Below are 20942 nucleotides of genomic sequence, written 5' to 3'. Positions count from 1 at the left end.
CTCGTTGACCGGGTGCACCGACCTCTTGTTCCGCCCCCGCCCGCCGGGAGCCGCCTTCCCCCGGGCACGAACGCGGAGGACTCGTCGTGACTGTGCCGCCCCTCGTGCCGGTCCGGCACCGGGACACCGGCCGGGCGGTGTTGCTCGCCGTCGCGCCGGTGGCCGTGCTGGTGCTGCTCACCGGGGCCGGCGGCCTGCTGCCCGGCCCGGTCGCGCTGGCCGTGGCGGTCGGCGCCACCGGTCTCTGCGCCGCGGCCTATCTGGTGGACACCGCCCTCGCCATCCATCACACCGAGCGGGCGTTCGCGGCTTGCCGGGGTGCCGGTTTCGTCGGGATGGGCGCGCTGGCCACCGCGCTGACCGTGCTGGTGCCGTGGTGGTCCCCGCCCTCGACGGTCGCCTGGGTGAGCGCCGGGCTGGGCCTGGCCGCCGGCTGCTACGTGGTGGGCGCCGCGCTGCTGCCCGGCGCCGCGCGCACCTGGCCGGTCCGGCTGCGCCGCGGGTTCGACGGGCTGGGGCTCGGCGTGAGCCTGGGCTTCGCCGCCTATCTGGTCCCGCCGGACGGGCAGTCCCGGCCGGCCGCGCTGCCCGCCGTGCTGATCGCCGCCGGCGGCGTCTCGATCGTGACAGTGGTGGTGCTGCGGGCCCGGCCCCGGCCGGTGCCGGCGGTGTGGTGCGGGCTCGGCGCGGCGGTGGTGCTGGCGGCGCTCGCCGCGCTGGCCGAGCTGCTGGCGCTGGGCGTGACCGGTCCGGCCGTGCCGTTGCTGGGCCTGCCGATGGTGGCCGGCCTGGCCGCGGCCGCAGCCGGCGGCTCCCGCCGGGACCTGCCACCGCCGCCCGCCACCCCGCGCAATCCGGACCAGTACCTGGCGAGTTATCCGCTGCTCGGCATCCCGGCCGCGGTCGGCGTGATCGCCGCGGTCTGGCACCTGACGACAGCGCCCGGTTTCGACACCGAGGCGACCGTCTTCGGCCTGGTGATGGTGACCGTGCTGGTCCTGCGGGAGCTGCTGGTGGTCCGGGACATCCGGCGGTACGCGGGCCGGCTGCGGGTGGCCGAGGCGCACTTCCGGTCGCTGGTGGCCGGCGCCACCGACCTGACCCTGGTGCTCGACGAGCAGCTCACCGTGCGGTGGCAGTCACCCGCCGCGGCCCGGCTGTTCGGACTGCGCGAGGCCGAGGTGGTGGGCCGGCCGTTCGGCGAGCTGATCCACCCGGACGACGCCGGGGACGCGCTCGCGGTGATCGGCTCGGTGCTCGCCGGTGAGCACGAGGGTGGGCCGCCGGTGCTGGTCAGCGCCCGGATGCGGGACGGCGCCCAGCTCTGGCGGGACACCGAGTCGACCATCTCCGACCAGCGCGCGGTGCCCGAGGTGGCCGCGCTGGTGGTGCACGTGCGGGACGTCGGCGAGCGCCGGCACCTGGAGCGCACCCTGCACAAACTGGCCTACCTGGACCAGCTCACCGGGCTGGCCAACCGGCGGGCGCTGATGCGGGAGCTGCACGCCTGCCACGAGCGGTCCGGGCGGCGCGGCACCCTGCTGGTGGTCGACCTGCACGGGCTGGCCCGGGTGAACGACACCCGGGGCCGTGCGGTCGGCGACGCCGTGCTGACCGAGGTGGCCCGCCGGCTGCGCGGGCTGCTCGGCGGCGAGGACGTGCCGGCCCGGCTCGGCGGCGACGAGTTCGCGGTGCTCACCCCGGATTCGGCGGTGCCGGCCTACGCGCTGGCCACCCGGATCGTGACCACCCTCGGTGAGCCGTATTCGCTGCCCGGCGCCGGCGTGGTGCTGCACACCGCGGTGGGCCTGGCCGAGCTGGCCGGGGCGGCCGACCCGGACGAGGTGCTGCGGCAGGCCGACCTGGCCCGGCAGCGGGCCTGTCAGCTCGGCCGCGACCGGGTGGAGTGGTACGACCCGGACGTCGAGCTCCAGTTGCACCGCCGGATGGAGCTGGAGCGCCAGCTGCCCGGCGCGGCCGGCCGGGGCGAGCTGGACCTGGTCTTCCAGCCGGTGGCCGGGCTGCGCGACGGCCACCCGGCCGGGGTCGAGGCGCTGCTGCGCTGGCGGCATCCGGAACTCGGCACGATCCTGCCCGGTGAGCTGATGCCGATCGCCGCGGCGCTGGGCGTCACCGCCGAGCTGGACGAGTGGGTGCTGGACGCGGCCTGCCGGCAGCTGAGCGCCTGGGCCGGTGGCGACGAGGACTTCTGGCTGTCGGTCAACGTCCGGCCCCGGGAGTTGCTCACCGCCCGGTTCCCGGAGCTTGTGACGGGCAGCCTGCGCAGGCACGGCATCGCCCCGGAGCGCCTGGTCGTCGAGGTCGCCGAGACCTGGATCGCCGAGGACGTGCCGGCCGTGGTGGCGGCGCTGACCGGGCTGCGGCGGCTCGGGGTGCGTGCCGCGCTGGACGACTTCGGGTCCGGGCAGACGTCGCTGTCCCACCTGCGGCGGCTGCCGGTGGACATGCTGAAGCTGAACGCCGCGCTGGCCGGTGAGGCGTCCGAGGCCGGGGTGCTGCAGGTGGTGGTCGGGCTGGCCCGGCGGCTCGGACTGGAGATCGTGGCCAAGGGACTGGAGACGCCGGAGCAGATCGAGCGGGCGGTCGCGGCGGGCTGCCGGCTCGGGCAAGGGTTCGCGCTGGCCGGCCCGGCGCCGGCCGAGCGCGTCGAGGCGTACCTCGAAAGCCACCGAGCGGACCGCGGCTGGTGAGCGGACCGTGACCGGAAGGCGTGGGGTGGGGGAGAGAAGCGGGCCGCCCGGGAGGGCGGTCAGGAGCGCGGCGGTGCCGTGCTGCCGCGCGGCGTCAGATGCGCGGTCTGCGCCTTGACGTTGCCCACCTTCTTGCCGTCGATGGCGTTCAGCAGCTCCCGGGCGGCCTGCGCGCCGTAACCCGAGACGTCCCGGCTGAGCGCGGTCAGCGACGGGTGCACCAGGCTGCACAGCGGCGAGTCGTCCCAGGCCACGATCGACAGGTCGCCCGGCACCGACAGCCCCATCTCCTGGGCCACGGCCAACCCGGCCACCGCCATCACGTCGTTGTCGTAGATGATCGCGGTGGGCCGGTCGCCGCCGATCAGCAGCCGGCGGGTGGCGCGGCTGCCTTCCTCGCCGGTGTAGTCGGCCGGCACGGTCAGCGCCTCGCCGAGCCCGAGCGACGCGCACACCTCGTTGAACGCCTTGGTCCGCACCTGGGTGTGCAGCAGGTCGGGCACGCCGCTGACCCGGGCGATCCGGGAGTGCCCGAGCGCCACCAGGTAGCGCACCGCCTCGGTGATCGCGCCGCCGTCGTCGGACCAGATCTGGGTCACCGTGCCGGCCTCGCCGGAGCCGCCGATCACCACGGCGGGCAGCTGCAGCTGCTGGAGCACCGGCATCCGGACGTCGTTCTCCCGGAGGTCGGTGACGATCACGCCGTCGATCCGGCGCTCGCCCCACCAGCGGCGGTAGACCTCCACCTCCTGCTCGGGGGAGGCCACCACCTGCAGCGTGAGCGCGTACGACTGAGCACCGAGCTCGGCCTCGAAACCGCTGATCAGGCCCATGAACCAGGGCTCGATGCCGAGGATCCGGGCGGGCCGGCAGAGGGTCAGCCCCACGGCGCGGGCGCGGGCGCCGGACAGGGCGCGGGCCGCGCTGTTGGCGTTGAAGCCGATCTCCTGCGCGATGGCGAGGATCCGTTTGCGAGTCGCCTCGGAAACGCCGGGCTGGCCGTTCAGCGCATAGGACACGGCGCCCTTGGATACTCCCGCGCGCCGCGCGATGTCGGCGATCGTGGGCCGTTTCACTCAGTCTCCTAGGGTCCCGCCGAGTCTAGCCAGCCGACGTGGCGGTAGTCAGTGTACTTGACCGGTTAAGTCAGTGGGAGATCAATCAGGAGCCGTCCCGCGGCCCGGAGAGCACCCGCGGGATCTGACGGTGGGTCGGCGACGCGCCGTTCTCCGCACTCGTCGGGCTCCTCCCCACGGCGGTCTCCGCACTCGATATCGAGGAGCGGGGCCGGGCGGTCATCGCCCAGTCGGAACGATACGAATTTCCGGCCTCGCGGGATGTGCCGGACGAGACTCAGGAATCACTCAGTTTTCCGTGAGCCGGTCCTCGGTGCCGGCCGTCAGGGTGGCGCACCTTGACACAACCGAGGAGTCCGATGAAAAACCATCTCCTGCGATGGTCGATCACCGCCGGGGTGACGCTGGCGGTGATCGCGCCGCTTGCCGGGAGCGCCGCCGCGACGGTGGTCACTCCGCCGACCGCCCGTGACGGCCGGCTCACCCAGGTCGGCCCGATCGCCGAGCACGGCTTCCCCTCCTGGTACCGGGACAGCACCGGGGCCCGCCTGGAGGCCTGCACCACCCTGGACGACCCGCTCTGCGCCACCCTGCCGGACGAGGTGCCCAACCCCGACCTGCCGGTCTCGTACCCGGCCAACTTCCCGGGCGAGTTCTTCTACCAGCTCGCCGACGCCACCCTGACGCTCGCCGACGGTTCCAAGGCCGTGATCGGCCTCAACGTCGAGGGTGCCTGGGCCAACGACGCGGTCGTCGAGGGCGACCAGATGGTCTTCGGCCGGGTCCGCATCCGGTTCCCGGCCGCCGCCGGCAAGCGCTTCAAGATCACTCACCCGTACGGCATCGACGACCTCACCGCCGACGACAAGGGCGTCCGGATGACCGAGGACGTCGGCACCACGCCCGGCGTGTTCGGCCAGGTGCTGAGCGGCCGGGTCGGCCCGTTCCTCAAGTGGGACCCGTCGGTCGCGCCGGCCGCCCCGGCCGGCTACCTCGGTGACCCGGGCGTCGAGCACAGGGTGGTGGGCAGCCCGTACGGCACCAACTTCGTCCGGATCGAGGAGCTCGACCCGCAGTCCGGCGCGGTGCTGTCCCAGGTCGGGTTCACCGACACGTTCAGCGTCCAGGGCCGGTACGCCACCAACGCCGGCGTCGACGTCGACCAGGCCACCTACACCACCGGCTCGGACGGCAACGGCGTGGTCGAGGTGTACGCGACCAGCGAGCCCGGCCAGGCCATCGAGATCGCCGCGAACCCGGCGCTCGGCATCCGCGGCACCCGGCTGCGCGGCTCGGGCAACGGGCACTACTACGGCCGCTTCCCGCTGACCGGCCCGCTGCCGGCCGCCCCGAGCGTCCAGGTGCTCAACGCCTCGGACCGCCCGGTCGCCACGAAGACCCGCAAGCTGGTCGACGTCGTGCAGGTCACCAAGGCCGAGTACGACGCCGACGCGCAGACCCTGACCGTGGCCGCCACCAGCAGCGACCGGGACGCCACCCCGGGCGTGCTGAGCGTGACCGGATACGGCCCGATCACCGGCCAGCCGTTCACCGGCGTGGTGGCGCCGCCGGCCGCGATCACCGTGACCTCGTCGGGCGGCGGTACGGCCACCGCCCCGCTGATCGGCTCGGGCGCCGTCTTCGGCCCGGTCGCCCCGGTCGCCGGCCCCACCGCGGACCGGATCTCGGTGGTCAAGCAGCTGGTCAAGCTGGACGGCACCGGATCGACCGGCGAGATCGACACGTACCGGTGGACCCAGACGGCCGGCCCGGCGGTGCCCCTGACCGGCGGCACCACGGCCTCCGCGTCGTTCACGCCGGAGCAGCCGGGCGACTACGCGTTCCAGCTGGTGGTGACCGGTCCGGGCGGCGTGAGCGCGCCGGTCGAGGTGCCGGTGACAGTGGTCGCCGCCGCCCTGCCGGTGGCCGAGGCCGGGACGGACCAGACCGTGGTCCGCGGCAAGGCGGTCACCCTGGACGGGTCCGCGTCCACCGGTGTCGAGTCGTACGCCTGGAAGCAGGTCTCCGGCCCGGCGGTGACGCTGGCCGGCGCCACCTCGGCCAAGCCGACCTTCACCTACCCGGCGCAGGCGCTGCCGGCCTCGCCCGGCCCGAACGCCGGGTTCGTCTACACCAACGACCCGGTGGTGCTCGAGCTGACCGCTACCAACCCGAACGGCGTCACCACCGACCGGGTCACCGTCCGGCCGGTGGCGGAGAGCTTCCCCGGCGGGATCACCGTCCGCTACCGCACCGGCAACAACGAATGGCGGATCAGCGGCACCAGCAGCCTGATCGCCGGTCAGCGGATCACCGCGGTGCTCGGTGACACGCTCACCGGCCGGGTGATCGGCACCGGACCGGTGGACGCGACGGGCGCCTTCAGCATCCGGGTGACCGGCCCCGTGCCGGGCACCGTGCGGACCGTCAGCCTGGTCACCTCGACCGGTGGCGTGGCCCTCGCCCAGGCGGTCACCGTCACCAACTGACGACGCACCACCCGCACCGGCGGCGGTCTCCTGACTCAGGAGGCCGCCGTCAGTTGTTTGCGCAGGTAGAGGCTGGTCGCGGCGGAGACCTGGGCGCCCACCGCCGTGCGTACCAGGGTGCTCGCGTGCCCGACCTGCCCGTTCGGGCCCTCGCGCAGCAGGCACGCGTGCACCAGCGCGTCGACGGCGGCCAGCACGTCGGTCACCGGCTGCCCGGTGAGCGCCGCCAGCTCGGTGGCGCCCAGGTCGCCGAGCACCGCGGTGACCCGTAGCACCTCCCAGGCCAGCGGCGGCATCCACTCGGTCCGCCGGCGGGCGATCTGCATGGCCACCGCGCTGGCCACCTCGTGCGGCCGGCGGGCCACCGCGACCAGGGCCGGGATGCCGCCGGTCAGGTCACGCAGGCCGGGGTCGCCGAGCGGCTCCAACTCCTCGGCGGTGAGCGGGGTGAGCCGCAGCACCACCGGGGTGCCCAGGCCGGCGAGCGGCCGCCCGGTGATCTGCGACGGATAGTCGTACGCCAGCACCAGGCGCAGCGCCGGGCAGTGCCGGCTCAGCCAGGCCAGCTCGGCGACGCTGGCCGCGTCCAGGTCCCGGGCGTCGTCCACCGCCAGGTAGACCTGCTCGGGCCGGTCGAAGGTGGTGGCGATCAGCTCCAGGGCGGCCTGGTCCAGCGGCTGGCCGGGCAGCGCCCGCTCGACCGCCTCGATCGCCTCCGGTTTCGCCTCCAGGCCGGTCAGCGCGTTGCGCAGCCAGGACAGGCGGAGCACCCCGACGGCCGGGCCGGCGGCGCCGATCCCGATCCGGCCCGGCGCGTGCCGGCCCAGCTCGGCCAGGAAGGCCGACTTGCCCGAGCCGCTCGGCCCGACGATGTGCACCACCGGGGGCGTCTCCGGCTCCAGCATCAGGCGGATCTCGGCGACCCGGCCGAGGAAGCGCTCGGTGGGTACCACCGGCGACACCGGCACCGGCACCGGTGCGGTGACCGGCTGCGGGGCCGGCAGCGGGATCTCCACCGACCGGCTGGCCAGCACGGCTCGCTTGATCTGGGCCAGCTCGGCCGAGGGCGCCACGCCCAGCTCGCTGTCCAGCACCTGCCGGCAGCGTTCGAAGATGCGCAGCGCGTCGTCCGGGCGGCCCATCGCCACCGCGGCGGCCATCGCGGCCTGGTAGCTGGACTCCAGGAACGGGTTCAGCTCGATCGCCTCCTGGGCCAGCCGCAACGACCGCGCGGCGTCCTCGGCGAGGGCCGCGGCGGCCAGCTTGAGCAGGGCGTTCACCGCGGCCACGGAGACCTCGGCGCGGACCGGGCCGGCCCAGTCGGCGTACGGGTCCTCCGGGAACGGCAGCTCCCGGGCCAGCTCGAGGATCTGCTCGTGCACCGGCAGCCGGGGGTCGCCGGGTGGCAGCGAGTCCAGCTTGCGCAGCAGGTTCCGCAGGTCGGCCAGGTCGAGGCCGGCGCGCGAGGTGTCGAACAGGTAGCCGCCGCTGCGGGTCACGATGAACCAGCTCGCCGGGGAGCCCTGGGGCTGGAGCCGGCGGCGGATCACCGAGACGTAGTGCTCCAGCGCGCCGGCGTGGTTGCCGGGCAGGTCCTCGCCCCAGACCGCGTCGGCCAGCGCGTCCTTGGACTGGATCCGGTCGTGCCGGGCGGCCAGCACGGCCAGCACCTGGCGGGCCCGGCGGGGCAGCTCGCCGGCGGGCAGCACGCCGCCCGCACCGTCGGTGACGGTGAGTTGTCCCAGAACGCTGACGCGCAGTCCCACGTTCTGGAGATCGCCCGATTCGCGCCGGACTTGAGCGGACGGCCTCAGCATCGCCACTGGAACCCCTCAGTGCGTGTTTCTAGGTTGCGTCTCCCTGTGCAACCCCTGGGAAGAAGAGGTGTCCGATGGCACGCGGGAGTCTGAGTCGGCGCGACCTGTTGAAGGGTGCGCTCGCTGTCGGTGGCGGTGGCCTGATCGTGATGACCGCCGGCGGCGAGGTGGTGGCGTCGTCCAGCAAGCTCGCGGCCAAGAACATGCCGACGCCGTACACGAACCTGTTCCGGCGGCCGCCGGTGCTGCTGCCGGTCGCGGAGGGCGTGGACGAGCAGGGGCCGTACCAGAAGTACCGGCTCACCCAGAAGCTCGGGAGGGCGAGCATCCTGCCCGGCCTGACCACCACCGTCGCCGGTTACAACGGCATCTTCCCGGGCCCGACCATCCGGGTCCAGCAGGGCACCCGGACCGAGGTCCGGATCTGCAACGCCCTGCCGAGCACGAACACCCTGAACGGGCGTCCGTTCAGCACGGTCACCCACCTGCACGGGTCGGCCTCCCTGCCGCAGTACGACGGTTACGCCAATGATCAGACGAAACCCGGTCAGGTGAAGACCTACAAGTACCCGAACTGGCAGCAGGGCCGGACCCTTTGGTACCACGACCACAACCATGGGGACACCGCGCAGAACGTGTACTCCGGCCTGGCCGCCCAGTACCACCTGAAAGATCCCTACGAGACCGCGCAACTGCCGCAGGGTGAGTTCGACGTGCCGCTGGTGGTCAGCGACATCTCGTTCAACGCCGACGGCTCGGCCTCGTTCGAGCCGGACGGCAACGCCGGCTACATGGGCGACGTGATCCTGGTGAACGGCGTGCCGTGGCCGAAGATGAAGGTCAAGCCGCGGGTGTACCGGTTCCGGGTGCTGGCCGCCTCCATCTCCCGGTCCTTCCGGTACGCGCTGAGCACCGGCGACCCGATCTACATCGTCGGCAACGACGCGGGCATGACGCCGAAGGTGAACGCCGTGCCGTCGTTCCGGCAGGGCGGCGCCGAGCGCTACGAGATCTTGATCGACTTCCGGAAGTACCAGCCCGGCACGAAGATCGAGCTGAAGAACCTGAGCAACAAGAACAACGTCGACTTCGCCAACACCGGCAAGATCATGCAGTTCGAGGTGGTCGCCGACTCGGGCCCGGCCGACACGTACCGGATCCCGGCGACGCTGGACCTGGGCCCGCAGCCGTTCGCCAACCGGGGCGCGATCGAGGTCAACAAACTGACCCCGGACATGGCCACCGCCCGGCGCCGGCTGCGCGTGGAGCGCAAGAACAGCTTGTGGACCGTCAACGGGGAGACCTGGGCGGACGTCGAGCACTCCGATTTCACCCGGGTGCTGGGCAATCCCAAGCCCTACGACGTGGAGATCTGGGAGCTGGTCAACGAGTCCGGTGGCTGGTTCCACTCGTTCCACATCCACCTGATCGACGCCCAGATCATCGGGCGCAACACCACCGCCAACGGCAAGGCGCACCCGTGGGAGGGCGGCGGCAAGGACGTCTTCTACCTGGGCGAGAACGAGACGGTGACAGCGCTGATGCAGTTCACCACCGGCGACGGCAACGCCGGCGGCAGGTACATGACGCACTGCCACAACCTGGTCCACGAGGACAGCGACATGATGATCCAGTTCGCGGTCGGCGACCTGGAGACCAACAACCCGATGACCGCCGACCCGGCCTGGGACGAGACCGAGCCGGAGATGCCGGTGGGGTACGCGCCGAGCTACCCGCTGGGCACCTGATGGGCGGACGACTGCGGGGCGCCGCGCTGAGCCTGGCCCTGGTGCTGGTCGCGGTCGCGGTGGCGGCCTGGTCGGGTGGCTGGTTCGCCACGCCCCCGGCCGGGACCCCGGCCCAGGCCGCCACGATCACTGACGACGCCGGCGACGGCTGGGCCACCACCACCTTCGACGGGCCGATGGTGCGCGAGCGGGCGGCGATCGCGGTGCGCCCGGCCCGGAACGCCGACCGTGCGCACGTGCGGAGCGAGCTGCGGGCGGCGGCCAGGGCGGACGGGCTCGGCGAGCTGACCGACGCCTCGTTCGCGGTGTTCAGCGAGGAGATGCTCGCCTACCTGGTGCCCGAGATCACGCTGGTGCTGCCGGAGGGCGTGCCGGTGCGGCGGGCCGAGGCGCTGATGCGCGACCACCAGCCGGCCGACGTGGCCTTCTACCTCACCCAGACGGTGCTGGTGCACGACCTCACGTTCGCCGTGGTCACCAACGGGGTGACCGCCGAGCAGGCGAGGCAGCGCGAGGACGCCGAGGGCATCCTCAGCGACTCACTGAACCACTACGTGACCACCGTGCAGCCGGCCGGGCTGACCGTGCGCTACTTCGGCGCGCTGCTCAGCGACGGGCGGATCGGCGCGGTCCGGGAGGCGATGGCCCGCGCGGCCGGGACCACCGCCGACCGGGTGACCGTCTCGGCCACCGCACCGGGGGCGGGTGTCGACCTCGCCGGCGGCGTGCCCGAGCTCGACACCGCCGGCGAACACCACGGACATTGACCCCGCTTTCGCGTACGGAAGCAGCGGGCGAACCGTGCGTGCGGCGGACGGCGACCGACCGGCGCACCTGAGACAGGCCATCTCGCGACTGCGGGGTGGCCTGCCTCAGTCGGGCTAGAGCCGGACCTCAGCCAGCCATCCCAACATGTACGAAATACCCGTGCTAAACGGGCATCTCGCGTCGTCCTGGGAGGGCGTCCGTTGCCGAAGCTCCGTTCCGTCGTCGCCATGGTGGCCGTACTGGTCACCGCGGTCCTCGTCGCGCCCGCCGCCGGGCGCGCCGCCCCGATCGGTCAGGGATTCACCGTCACCGCCGCCGACCTGGCCTACCTCCTCAAGCAGATCAAGATCGCTGAGGCACACGTAGCGAACACGACCAGCGCGACCGGCCCGTGCGGCGCGCTGCTCGGCACCGGACCCCACCAGCTGGCCAGCCCGCTGCTCTCGATGGGCCTGCGGACCGTCGACGGCAGCTGCAACCACCTGACCGCCGGCCAGCAGAGTGACGGCGCGGCCGACCAGACCTTCCCGCGCCTGGTCCCGGCGCGGTACCGGACCGGCTACACCGGCGCGAACGCCACCGACGCGCAGCCCCGGACGATCAGCAACCTGATCGCCGACCAGAGCGCGGCGAATCCGGCCGCGGTGGCGGCGGCGCACGGTGGTGACCCGGCCGCCGGCATCCCGAACGTCACTCCGGACGCCGGGCTCTCCGCGCCCTACAACTCCTGGTTCACCCTGTTCGGCCAGTTCTTCGACCACGGCGTCGACCAGACGGTCAAGGGGAACACCGCGGTGATCATCCCGCTCGCCGCCGACGACCCGCTGGTGATCAGCGAGCACCTGCCGCCGTCGCTGCGGTTCATGGTGCTCAGCCGGGCAGCCGGCGGCGCGAACGCCAAGAACACCGACACCCCGTACGTCGACAACTCGCAGACCTACACGTCGCACGCCGCGCACCAGGTCTTCCTGCGCGAATACGACGCGCGGGCACAGGACACCGGCCGGCTGCTGACCGGCGCCGACGGCGGGCTGCCCACCTGGGCCGACGTGAAGCGGCAGGCGGCCACCACCCTCGGCCTGCGGCTCACCGACGCCGACGCGCTGAGCGTGCCGACGGTGCTGGCCGACGCGTACGGCGACTTCGTCCCCGGCCCGGCCCGCGGCCTGCCGCAGTTCGTCACCGCGACCGGCCTGGTCGAGGGCGACACCGCCGCCCCGGTCGCGGTGCCCGCCGGGGTGCTGCGCTTCGACACGCCGTTCCTCACCGACATCGCGCACGCCGCCGACCCGTCGAAGCCGGGCTACGACGCCGCCCTGCTCGACCGGCACTACGTGGCCGGCGACGGCCGGGTCAACGAGAACATCGGCCTCACCGCGGTGCACCAGATCTTCCACTCCGAGCACAACCGCCTGGTCGGCGACCTGCAGCGGGTCGCCGAGGAAGCCGGCGTCACCGCCGACTGGACCGGCGAGCGCCTCTTCCAGGGCGCCAAGTTCATCAACGAGATGGAGTACCAGCACCTCGTCTTCGAGGAGTTCGCCCGCAAGATCCAGCCGGCGATCAACCCGTTCCAGCCGTTCGCGTTCACCCAGACCGAGATCAACCCGGCGATCTACGCGGAGTTCGCGCACGCCGTCTACCGGTTCGGCCACTCGATGCTGACCGAGACGATCGCCCGGACCGCCGCCGACGGCACCGACGACTCGCTGCCGCTGCTCGACGGCTTCCTCGACCCGGCCGCGTTCACCAACGACGGCACGCTCGGCCCGGAGCAGGCCGCCGGCGAGGTGGTCGCCGGGATGTCCGGTCAGGTCGGCAACGACATCGACGAGTTCGTCACCGACACGCTGCGCAACAAGCTGCTCGGCCTGCCCACCGACCTGGCCGCGATCAACATCGCCCGGGGCCGGTCCGAGGGGGTCCCGCCGCTCAACGTGTTCCGCCGGGCGCTGCACGACACGACGAACGACGGGCGGCTCAGGCCGTACGTCAGCTGGGTCGATTTCGGCGAGCACCTGAAGCACCCGGCCTCGCTGGTGAACTTCGTGGCCGCCTACGGAACCGACCCGTCGATCCTGGCCGCCCCGGGGGTGGCGGCGAAGCGCGCGGCGGCCCAGGAGCTGCTCGACACCCCGGCCGGCGCCGCCTTCCTGAACGCACCCGCGGCGAACTCCGGCGTCGACGACATCGACCTGTGGATCGGCGGGCTCGCCGAGGCCAACGACCCGTTCGGCGGCCTGCTCGGCAGCACCTTCGACTACGTCTTCGAGACCCAGCTGACCGCGCTGCAGAACGGCGACCGGTTCTACTACCTGGCCCGGACGCCCGGCATGAACCTGCGCACCCAGCTGGAGGGCGGCACGTTCGCCGAGCTGATCACGCGGAACACCGGCGTCCAGGGCTTGCGTGCCGACGTGTTCGCCACCGCCGACTGCGTCTACGACCTGTCCCGCCTGCACTTCTCCGGCAACCGCGTCCTCGACGACCCGCTCTCCGGATGCGACGAGTCGGCGCAGCTGCTCCGCCTCGCCGACGGCACGGTCAAGCAGCGGGACCGGTCCGTCGCCAACCCGCAGACGGTGTGGCTCGGCACCGAGGGGACCGACCGGGTCGGCGCCGGCAACGACGACGACACCGTCTGGGGCGCCGAGGGCGACGACGTGCTGGAGGGCGGCCCCGGCAACGACTCGGTGATCGGCGGTGAGGGCGACGACGTGCTGACCGACGCCGGCGGCGACGACCTGCCCCGCGGCGGCCCCGGCAACGACGCCATCGACGGCGGTCCGGGCCTGGACATCGTGCTGGCCGGCGACGGCGACGACTTCACCGACGGCGGCGCCAACGCCAACGAGACGTTCGCCGGCGAGGGCGACGACTTCGTGATCGCCGGGGACGGCGAGGACAGCGTCTGGGGTGACTCCGGCGACGACTGGCAGGAGGGCGGCAACTCGCCCGACCTGCTCCAGGGCGACAGCGGCAACCTGTTCTTCCTGGACGACGCCAACAAGCCCGGCAACGACGTGCTGATCGGCCAGGGCGGCGACGACGACTACGACATGGAGGGCGGCGACGACATCGGCGTGCAGGGCCCCGGCATCGAGAAGAACGCCGGCGGCTCGGGTTACGACTGGTCGATCGCCGCCTCGGAGAAGGCCGACTCCGATCTGGCCCTGCCGCTCGCGCCGCTGAACAACCTCACGATCGGCGTCCGGGACCGCTACAACGAGGTCGAGGCCCTCTCCGGCGGCACCCAGGACGACGTCCTCAGCGGCGACGACGTCACCCCGTCGGACGTGGGCGGTGGCGGCTTCCTCGGCTGCGACGCCCTGGACGCCGCGGGCGTCGCCCGGATCCACGGCCTGGACCAGGTCGTCACGTCGCTGACCACACCGGTCTCGGCGGTCGGCAACCAGACCGGCCGGCCCTGTGACCTGCACGGGAACGTCTGGGGCGCGGGCAACATCCTGCTCGGCGGGCCGGGCGACGACATCCTGCGCGGGCGTGGCGGCGACGACATCCTGGACGGCGACCGCTGGCTCACCGTCCGCCTCAGCGTCCGCGACGCGGACGGCAACGAGATCCGCTCGGCCCGGAGCCTCACCGAGCTGCGAGCCGACGTCTTCGCCGGCAAGATCAACCCCAAGGACATCAGTACGGTACGGGAGATCGTCACGTCGGTGACCCCGGGCACCGACACGGCGGTCTTCGCGGGGAACCGGGCGGCGTACGCGATCACACCGATCGCCGGCGGCGTCCAGGTGGCCGGGCCGGACGGCACCGACACCGTGCGCAACGTCGAACTGCTCCGGTTCGACGACCAGACGGTGGACGTGACCGGCCTCTCCGCCTTCCTCGGTGTGTCGGCGTTCCCCGGCGACGCCTCGGCGACCGTGCTGATCACCGTGCCGGACGGCGCCGGGCTTACCGGCCTGACCCTGCAGCGCGTCAGCGTGGCTGGGACCGTGACCACCACGCTGCCGGCCGGCACCCGCAGCGTCGAGGTGGCCGGGCTGAGCAACGGGGTGGCGTACACCTTCCGGGTCCGCGGCGAGACGGCGGCCGGGCCGGGGGTCTACAGCGAGCCGTCCGAGCCGGTGACCCCGGTGGCGGCCACGACCGAACCGGGCGACGGCGGCACGACGGCCACCAACCCGCCGGTCACCGCCGATCCGACGACCGTGCCGCCGGTGGCCGTCGATCCGACGACCGTTCCGCCGGTGATTGCCGGTCCGACGACCGTTCCGCCGACGATCCCTGGTCCGACGACCGTTTCGCCGGTGATCGCCGGTCCGACGACGGTTCCGCCCGCTACCGGTGGGCCCACGATCGCTGTTCCGACGGCGGCGCCGACCACGCCGGTGGCCCCGGTGGCGCCGGGCGCGCCGGTCATCGGCGTGGCCACCGCTCGGGACGAGAGCGCCGTGGTCCGCTGGACCGGGCCGGCCGGTGACGGCGGCAGCCCGATCTACGGCTACGAGGTGCAGGTGCTCGACGACGAGACCGGCATCGTGGTGGGCGTGGACGCGGCCGGGCCGGACGCCACCGAGCTGACCTTCACGGGCTTGACCAACGGCCTGCCGTACGCCTTCTGGGTCCGCGCCGTCAACGCGGCCGGGGCCAGCGAGTTCTCCGCGATCTCGAACCGTGTCATCCCCGCCCCGGCCGTCGCCGGCACCAACCCGCCGCCGTCCTCCGGCTCCGGGACGGGCGTTGGTTCCGGGACCGGCGTTGGTTCCGGCGGCTCGGGGGTGACCCCCGGCACCGGCGTCCCCACGGCGTCCCCGACCGGCGGCCCGGCCGCGACGCCTGCCAAGCCCCCGTCCACCGGCTCCCCGGCGACCTCGCCGACCGCTGGCCCGACTCCGCCCTTCCCGCGGCATCCCACCGGTCCGACCAGCCCGCCGGCCACCGTGCGAACCGTCCCCGGCGTCGCCCGCATCGGCACCCCGGCAGCCGGCAAGTCCCTGGCCGTGGTCCGCTGGACCGCCCCGGCCGGCAACGGCGGCTCGCCGATCCTGCGCTATGAGATCCGAGTCCTGGATGCCAGGAACCACCAGGTCGGTCCGCTCCGCACCGCCCCCGGCGCGGCCTCGGCCCAGACCGTGACCCGCCTGACCAACGGCACCGCCTACCACTTCCAGGTCCGCGCCGTGAACCGGATCGGCGCCGCCTCCTGGTCGGCCTCGAGCAGGCCGGTCACCCCGCACACCACCCCGTCCGCCCCGCGCTCCCTCACGGCCACCTCCGGCCGTGTCGGCGGCGCCCTGACCGCCACCCTGAGCTGGACCGCCCCCGCCACCTCCGGCGGCCTTGCGATCACCGCCTACCGCCTGACCGCCCAGCGCCTCACCGCAACGGGCAAGGCCGCCGGAGCTCCGCTGGTCCTGGCCTTCTCCGCCGGGACCCGGTCCGCGAAGTTCGTCGCGCCCGCCGGCGTCCGGTCGAACACCAGGTACCGCTTCACGCTGCGGGCCGTCGGCGCGGCCGGCGCCGGTCCGTCGCGATCCGGCACCGCCACGGTCCGCTGACCCGACCGAACCGCCTCGTGATGCCGGCCCTCCTCGGAGGTGCCGGCATCACCTCTTTCGCATCTGTGCACCTCGAGCCGGTGGTGTTCTGGGTTTCGGGCGCTGGCTCCGTTTCGCCCCTGGGGGCTTTTCCACAGCGGCGACTTGTCCACAGGCTGCCCGGTCGGCCCGGCGCATTTCCGCCACACTGGCCAACGGGGGCTACCCCCTGGGTGGGTGGGACTGCGACTGGGTGGCCGGGACTGCGACGAGGTGGGCGGGACTGCGACGAGGCGGGCGAGACCGCGACCAACTGGGCGAGGCCTGTGCCCGGACACCCGGGACTCTGACCAGCCGCCCGGGACTGTGACCAGCCGGGCGGCGGGCGCCCCGGCCGTACCGAAAGCAAAAGACAGCGGCCGGTGCCGGGCAGCGGCGCGGAACCGAAATCCCACCCTGCCCGGCACCGGCCGCGAAGAACCGGAACCGATCCTTACTCGGGAACCCGCCGGTACGCCCCGTCGCTCGCGCTGGTCGCCATCGACGCGTAGGCCCGCAGCGCCGCCGACACGGGCCGCTGCCGGTTGGCCGGCGAGTACGGCTTGGGCCGCCGCTCCTGCTCGTGCCGCCGCTGGGCCAGCACGTCGTCGTGCACGTTCAGCGTGATGCTCCGCCCCGGGATGTCGATGGTGATCTCGTCACCCGTCTCGACCAGGGCGATCAGGCCACCGCCCGCCGCCTCGGGGGAGACGTGCCCGATGGACAGCCCGGACGTCCCGCCGGAGAAGCGGCCGTCGGTGATCAGCGCGCACGCCTTGCCCAGGCCGCGGCCCTTGAGGAACGAGGTCGGGTAGAGCATCTCCTGCATGCCGGGCCCGCCCTTGGGGCCCTCGTAGCGGATGACCACCACGTCGCCCTCGACGACCTCCTTGCCGAGGATGCCGGTGACCGCGTCGTCCTGGGACTCGTAGACCCGGGCCGGCCCGGTGAACTTCCAGATCGACTCGTCGACGCCGGCGGTCTTGACCACGCAGCCGTCCGGGGCGAGGTTGCCGAACAGGATGGCCAGGCCGCCGTCGACGGTGTACGCGTGCTCGACGGACCGGATGCAGCCCTCGGCGGCGTCGGTGTCCAGTTTCGCCCACCGGTTGGTGGTGCTGAACGGCTCGGTGGTGCGCACCCCGCCGGGCGCGGCGTGGAAGAGCTCCAGAGCCTCCTCCGAGGGCGAACCGCCCCGGATGTCCCACTTGGCCAGCCAGGCGTCCAGCGACGGTGCGTGCACCGCGCGCACGCCGGGGCGCAGCGACCCGCCGCGGTGCAGCTCACCGAGCAGGGCGGGGATGCCGCCGGCCCGGTGCACGTCCTCCATGTGGTACTTCGGGCTGTTCGGCGCGACCTTGGACAGGCAGGGCACCCGGCGGGAGATCGCGTCGATGTCGGCGACGCTGAAGTCCAGGCCGGCCTCGCGGGCCGCGGCCAGCAGGTGCAGCACCGTGTTGGTGGAGCCGCCCATCGCCACGTCCAGGGCCACCGCGTTCTCGAAGGCGTCCCGATTGGCGATCGAGCGCGGCAGCACCGACTCGTCGTTCTTCTCGTAGTACTCCTTGGCGATCTCCACGATCAGCCGGCCGGCCTCGGTGAAGAGCGCCTTGCGGGAGGCGTGCGTGGCCAGCGTCGAGCCGTTGCCGGGCAGCGACAGGCCGATCGCCTCGGTCAGGCAGTTCATCGAGTTGGCGGTGAACATGCCGGAGCAGGAACCGCAGGTCGGGCACGCCGAACGCTCGATGGTGTCCAGCTGGGCGTCGGTCACGTTGTCGTTGGCCGCGGCGCTCATCGCGTCGACCAGGTCCAGCTTCTCGTGGACGATGCCCTCGATGGCGACGGTCTTGCCGGCCTCCATCGGGCCGCCGGAGACGAAGACCGTCGGGATGTTCAGCCGCAGCGCGGCGATCAGCATGCCCGGGGTGATCTTGTCGCAGTTCGAGATGCAGACCAGGGCGTCGGCGCAGTGCGCGTTCACCATGTACTCCACCGCGTCGGCGATCAGCTCGCGGCTGGGCAGCGAGTAGAGCATGCCGCCGTGACCCATCGCGATGCCGTCGTCGACGGCGATGGTGTTGAACTCGCGCCCGACGCCGCCGGCCGCGGCGATCGACTCGGCGACCAGGCCGCCGAGGTCCTTGAGGTGCACGTGCCCCGGTACGAACTGGGTGTAGCTGTTGGCGATGGCGACGATCGGCTTGCCGAAGTCGTCGTCTGTCATGCCGGTGGCGCGCCACAGGGCGCGGGCACCGGCCATCGTTCGACCGTGGGTCGAGGTCCGGGAGCGCAGCTCAGGCATTTCCCCATAGTGCCACCGGCCAGGGCGTCGATAGCCAGGGACGTCCACAGCGCGGGACGCGAAGGGTTTCGCGATCGAGGGAGATCCGGCAAAGTGTGTCCGTGCACTCACCGTCCGGTATGGAGCTTGCGGGCCTCGCCGGCCTGCTCGCCGCCGTCCCGGCGGTCGCCCTGCTCGGGCAGTCGGGACGCCGGCATACCGGCGCCGCCCGCCGCGCCCACCTGCTGCTGGCGGCCGGTGGGGCGCTGGTCACCGCGGCCGCGCTGGCCGGCCTGGCCACCGCACTGCTCACCGCGCACCACCACCACGACGACCTGGTCACGGGCAGCCGGACGCTGGCCACGCTGATGGCGGTCGGCATGGCGTTCGGCACCGTCACGCTGCTGGCCGGCACGGTCGCGCTGCCCGGTGCGGCCCGCGGCCCGGCCGCCGCGCTCCGGCACGTGCTGGACGGGCTGGTCATCGCCGCGGCGATCTGGTTCGTCGGCTGGGTGCTGCTGGCCCGGCCGATCCGGATCCTCGGCTCGGCCACGCCGTACCAGTGCGCGGCGGTGATCCTGCCGGCCCTGCTCGCCGTGGTCGGGCTGGGCCTGACCGGGGTGCTGGCGCTGCACGGGCACCGGCCGCGGCGGCACAGCGTCCGCGTCGGCGCCGGCGTGAGCCTGACCGCGATCGCCTCGGCGGGGGTGTCCGGCGGCATCTGCCGGCGGGGCGACGAGCTGGTGCTCACCTCGGTGCTGCTGCTCGGCGCCGGGCTGATCCTGGTGGCCTGGGCGGTGCGCGCCGCCGACCGGCCGGTCCAGGTCACCGGCGACGTGCTGGAGCGCGGCGGGGCGTACGCGGTGGTCCCGATGCTCGGCGTGGTCGCCGCGCTCGGCTGGCATCTGGCGCGGGGCGGGACGCTCGACGCGTACGGATACTTCGGGATCAGCGTGGAAGGGCTGGCCCTGGTGGCCCGGCAGTTCCTCGCCCTGGACGACGTCCGGCGCTACACGGTCCAGCTGCGCCAGCGCGAGAAGCACTTCCGCGACCTGGCGCACACCGACCCGCTCACCGGCCTGGCGAACCGGCGCGGCCTGCAACTCGCGCTGAAGGCCGACGGCGGACCGCGGGCGCTGATCGGCATCGACATGGACGGCTTCAAGACCGTCAACGACCTGCGCGGCCACGACGTCGGCGACGCGGTCCTGGCCGAGGTGGGCGCCCGGCTCCGGCGCAACCTGCTGGCCGGCGACGTGGCGGCCCGGCTCGGCGGCGACGAGTTCGCGGTGCTGATGCACGGCGACGACGACGAGGCGGTGCTGGCCGCGCACCGGCTGCTCGCCGTGCTGGGCGAGCCCTACGAGGTGGACGGCGGCCAGATCTTCCTCTCCGCCAGCGTCGGCGTGGCCTCCACCGGTGAGCTGCTGCACGACGCCGACCTGGCGCTGCGCTACGCGAAACAGCGCGGCAAGAACCGCGTCGAGCAGTACCAGGCGGGCTACGACGAGCTGCTGCGCCGCCGCGGCACGCTGACCGGCGAGCTGCGCCACGCGATCGACCGCGACCAGCTGCGCCTGGTCTTCCAGCCGGTGGTGGCGCTGCCGTCGATGCGCCCGGTGGGCTGCGAGGCGCTGCTCCGCTGGACCCACCCGGAGCTGGGCCCGGTCCGGCCCGACGAGTTCATCCCGGTGGCCGAGGAGTCCGGCCTGATCAACCGGATCGGCGCCTGGGTGCTGGAGAACGCCTGCCGGCAGCTCGCCGACTGGCTGGCGGCCGGTCACGACATCTGGATGTCGGTGAACCTGTCGCCCAAGGAGCTGCACAACGCCGACTACGCCGCCCAGGTCGCCGACATCCTCACCGAGCTGGGCGTCCCGCCGCAGCGGCTGGTGCTGGAGGTGACCGAGCACGCGGTCGCCACCGACATGGAGGAGCTGGTCCGCCGGCTGGCCGAGCTGCGCGAGACCGGGGTGCGGATCGCGCTCGACGACTTCGGCGCCGGCTATTCGTCGCTCACCCAGTTGCGCACTCTTCCGGTGGACATTCTCAAGATCGATCACGCCCTGGTGGCCGAGCCGGAGTCCCGGACCGGTACCGCCGCCCCGCTGGTCGACGTGGTGGTCCGGCTGGGTCACCGGCTCGGGCTGGAGGTGCTGGCCGAGGGGATCGGCACGCCTGCCCAGCGCGGGGTGGTCGAGGAGGCGGGCTGCCGGCTCGGGCAGGGTTCGCTGTTCGGCTGGGGCGTCCCGGCCGAGCACCTCGAGTCCCGCCTGAGAGCGCTGCGCCCGACCGGCCCGCGGCCGCTCCCGGCGCCGCGCCCGGCGCCCACCGCCACCGCGCCGGCCCGCAGTCAGCTGGTGCGGCTCGGTCCCGGAATGCGGCAGCTCAGAGCGTTGCTGCCGACCGATCCGGGATTCACCGCGCCGGCTGGTGATCAAAATGTGGGATCAGTTGACTCGGACCGTGAGATGAGGCAAGGTTAGCCGCATGTGCTTCGCGT

The 20942-nt window shown here is 73.2% G+C and carries 9 protein-coding genes; 6 read left to right on the top strand and 3 right to left on the bottom strand.

Translation table 11 applies throughout. From position 1 onward, the window contains the following. Positions 1-86 precede the first annotated feature (86 nt). Entirely contained in the window at positions 87-2711 is a 2625-nt protein-coding gene (locus tag Actob_RS38305; RefSeq protein WP_284916860.1) for a putative bifunctional diguanylate cyclase/phosphodiesterase, read from the top strand. Positions 2712-2770: 59 nt separating this feature from the next. Here Actob_RS38305 and Actob_RS38300 read toward each other — a convergent pair whose 3' ends face one another. Continuing rightward, positions 2771-3787: a LacI family DNA-binding transcriptional regulator gene (locus Actob_RS38300; protein WP_284916859.1), complete on the bottom strand. Its 1017-nt coding sequence runs from the start codon at positions 3785-3787 to the stop codon at positions 2771-2773. A 359-nt stretch (positions 3788-4146) separates the two neighbouring features. Here Actob_RS38300 and Actob_RS38295 point away from each other — a divergent pair, with 359 nt between their 5' ends. Next, entirely contained in the window at positions 4147-6276 is a 2130-nt protein-coding gene (locus Actob_RS38295) for a PKD domain-containing protein (protein WP_284916858.1), read from the top strand. Between the two features lie 35 nt (positions 6277-6311). Here Actob_RS38295 and Actob_RS38290 read toward each other — a convergent pair whose 3' ends face one another. Further along, positions 6312-8042, bottom strand: a complete 1731-nt coding sequence (locus Actob_RS38290) for a BTAD domain-containing putative transcriptional regulator (protein ID WP_284916857.1) — start codon at positions 8040-8042, stop codon at positions 6312-6314. A gap of 125 nt (positions 8043-8167) precedes the next feature. Here Actob_RS38290 and Actob_RS38285 point away from each other — a divergent pair, with 125 nt between their 5' ends. The 3 genes from Actob_RS38285 to Actob_RS38275 all read left to right on the top strand — a co-directional run bounded on the left by Actob_RS38285 (position 8168) and on the right by Actob_RS38275 (position 16140). After that, positions 8168-9841 (top strand): multicopper oxidase family protein, encoded by a 1674-nt coding sequence (locus Actob_RS38285; protein ID WP_284916856.1) that lies wholly within the window; start codon positions 8168-8170, stop codon positions 9839-9841. After that, positions 9841-10608 carry a hypothetical protein gene (locus Actob_RS38280; RefSeq protein WP_284916855.1) on the top strand — a complete coding sequence of 256 codons (768 nt, stop codon included), beginning with the start codon at positions 9841-9843 and terminating at the stop codon, positions 10606-10608. The genes Actob_RS38285 and Actob_RS38280 overlap by 1 nt, the downstream gene beginning before the upstream one ends. Before the next feature lie 201 nt (positions 10609-10809). Next, the gene (locus Actob_RS38275) at positions 10810-16140 is read left to right on the top strand and encodes a peroxidase family protein (protein ID WP_284916854.1); all 5331 of its coding nucleotides are present in this window, start codon (positions 10810-10812) and stop codon (positions 16138-16140) included. A 472-nt stretch (positions 16141-16612) separates the two neighbouring features. Here the strand turns inward: Actob_RS38275 and ilvD are convergent, their stop codons facing one another. Further along, positions 16613-18460 (bottom strand): dihydroxy-acid dehydratase, encoded by a 1848-nt coding sequence (gene ilvD, locus Actob_RS38270; protein ID WP_284916853.1) that lies wholly within the window; start codon positions 18458-18460, stop codon positions 16613-16615. Between the two features lie 119 nt (positions 18461-18579). Between ilvD and Actob_RS38265 the strand changes: the two genes are divergently transcribed. Then, the gene (locus Actob_RS38265) at positions 18580-20925 is read left to right on the top strand and encodes a putative bifunctional diguanylate cyclase/phosphodiesterase (RefSeq protein ID WP_284916852.1); all 2346 of its coding nucleotides are present in this window, start codon (positions 18580-18582) and stop codon (positions 20923-20925) included. The last annotated feature ends 17 nt before the right edge of the window (positions 20926-20942 follow it).

Source organism: Actinoplanes oblitus, from assembly GCF_030252345.1.
In the GTDB taxonomy this organism is placed as follows: domain Bacteria; phylum Actinomycetota; class Actinomycetes; order Mycobacteriales; family Micromonosporaceae; genus Actinoplanes; species Actinoplanes oblitus.
This window is presented reverse-complemented; position numbering and strand designations above follow the sequence as displayed.

Excerpts from the sequence above, each read along its gene's own strand:
- Actob_RS38295 (WP_284916858.1), top strand. The coding sequence starts at position 4,147 with ATGAAAAACCATCTCCTGCGATGGTCGATCACCGCCGGGGTGACGCTG.
- Actob_RS38285 (WP_284916856.1), top strand. The coding sequence starts at position 8,168 with ATGGCACGCGGGAGTCTGAGTCGGCGCGACCTGTTGAAGGGTGCGCTC.
- Actob_RS38280 (WP_284916855.1), top strand. The coding sequence starts at position 9,841 with ATGGGCGGACGACTGCGGGGCGCCGCGCTGAGCCTGGCCCTGGTGCTG.
- ilvD (WP_284916853.1), bottom strand. The coding sequence starts at position 18,460 with ATGCCTGAGCTGCGCTCCCGGACCTCGACCCACGGTCGAACGATGGCC.
- Actob_RS38265 (WP_284916852.1), top strand. The coding sequence starts at position 18,580 with ATGGAGCTTGCGGGCCTCGCCGGCCTGCTCGCCGCCGTCCCGGCGGTC.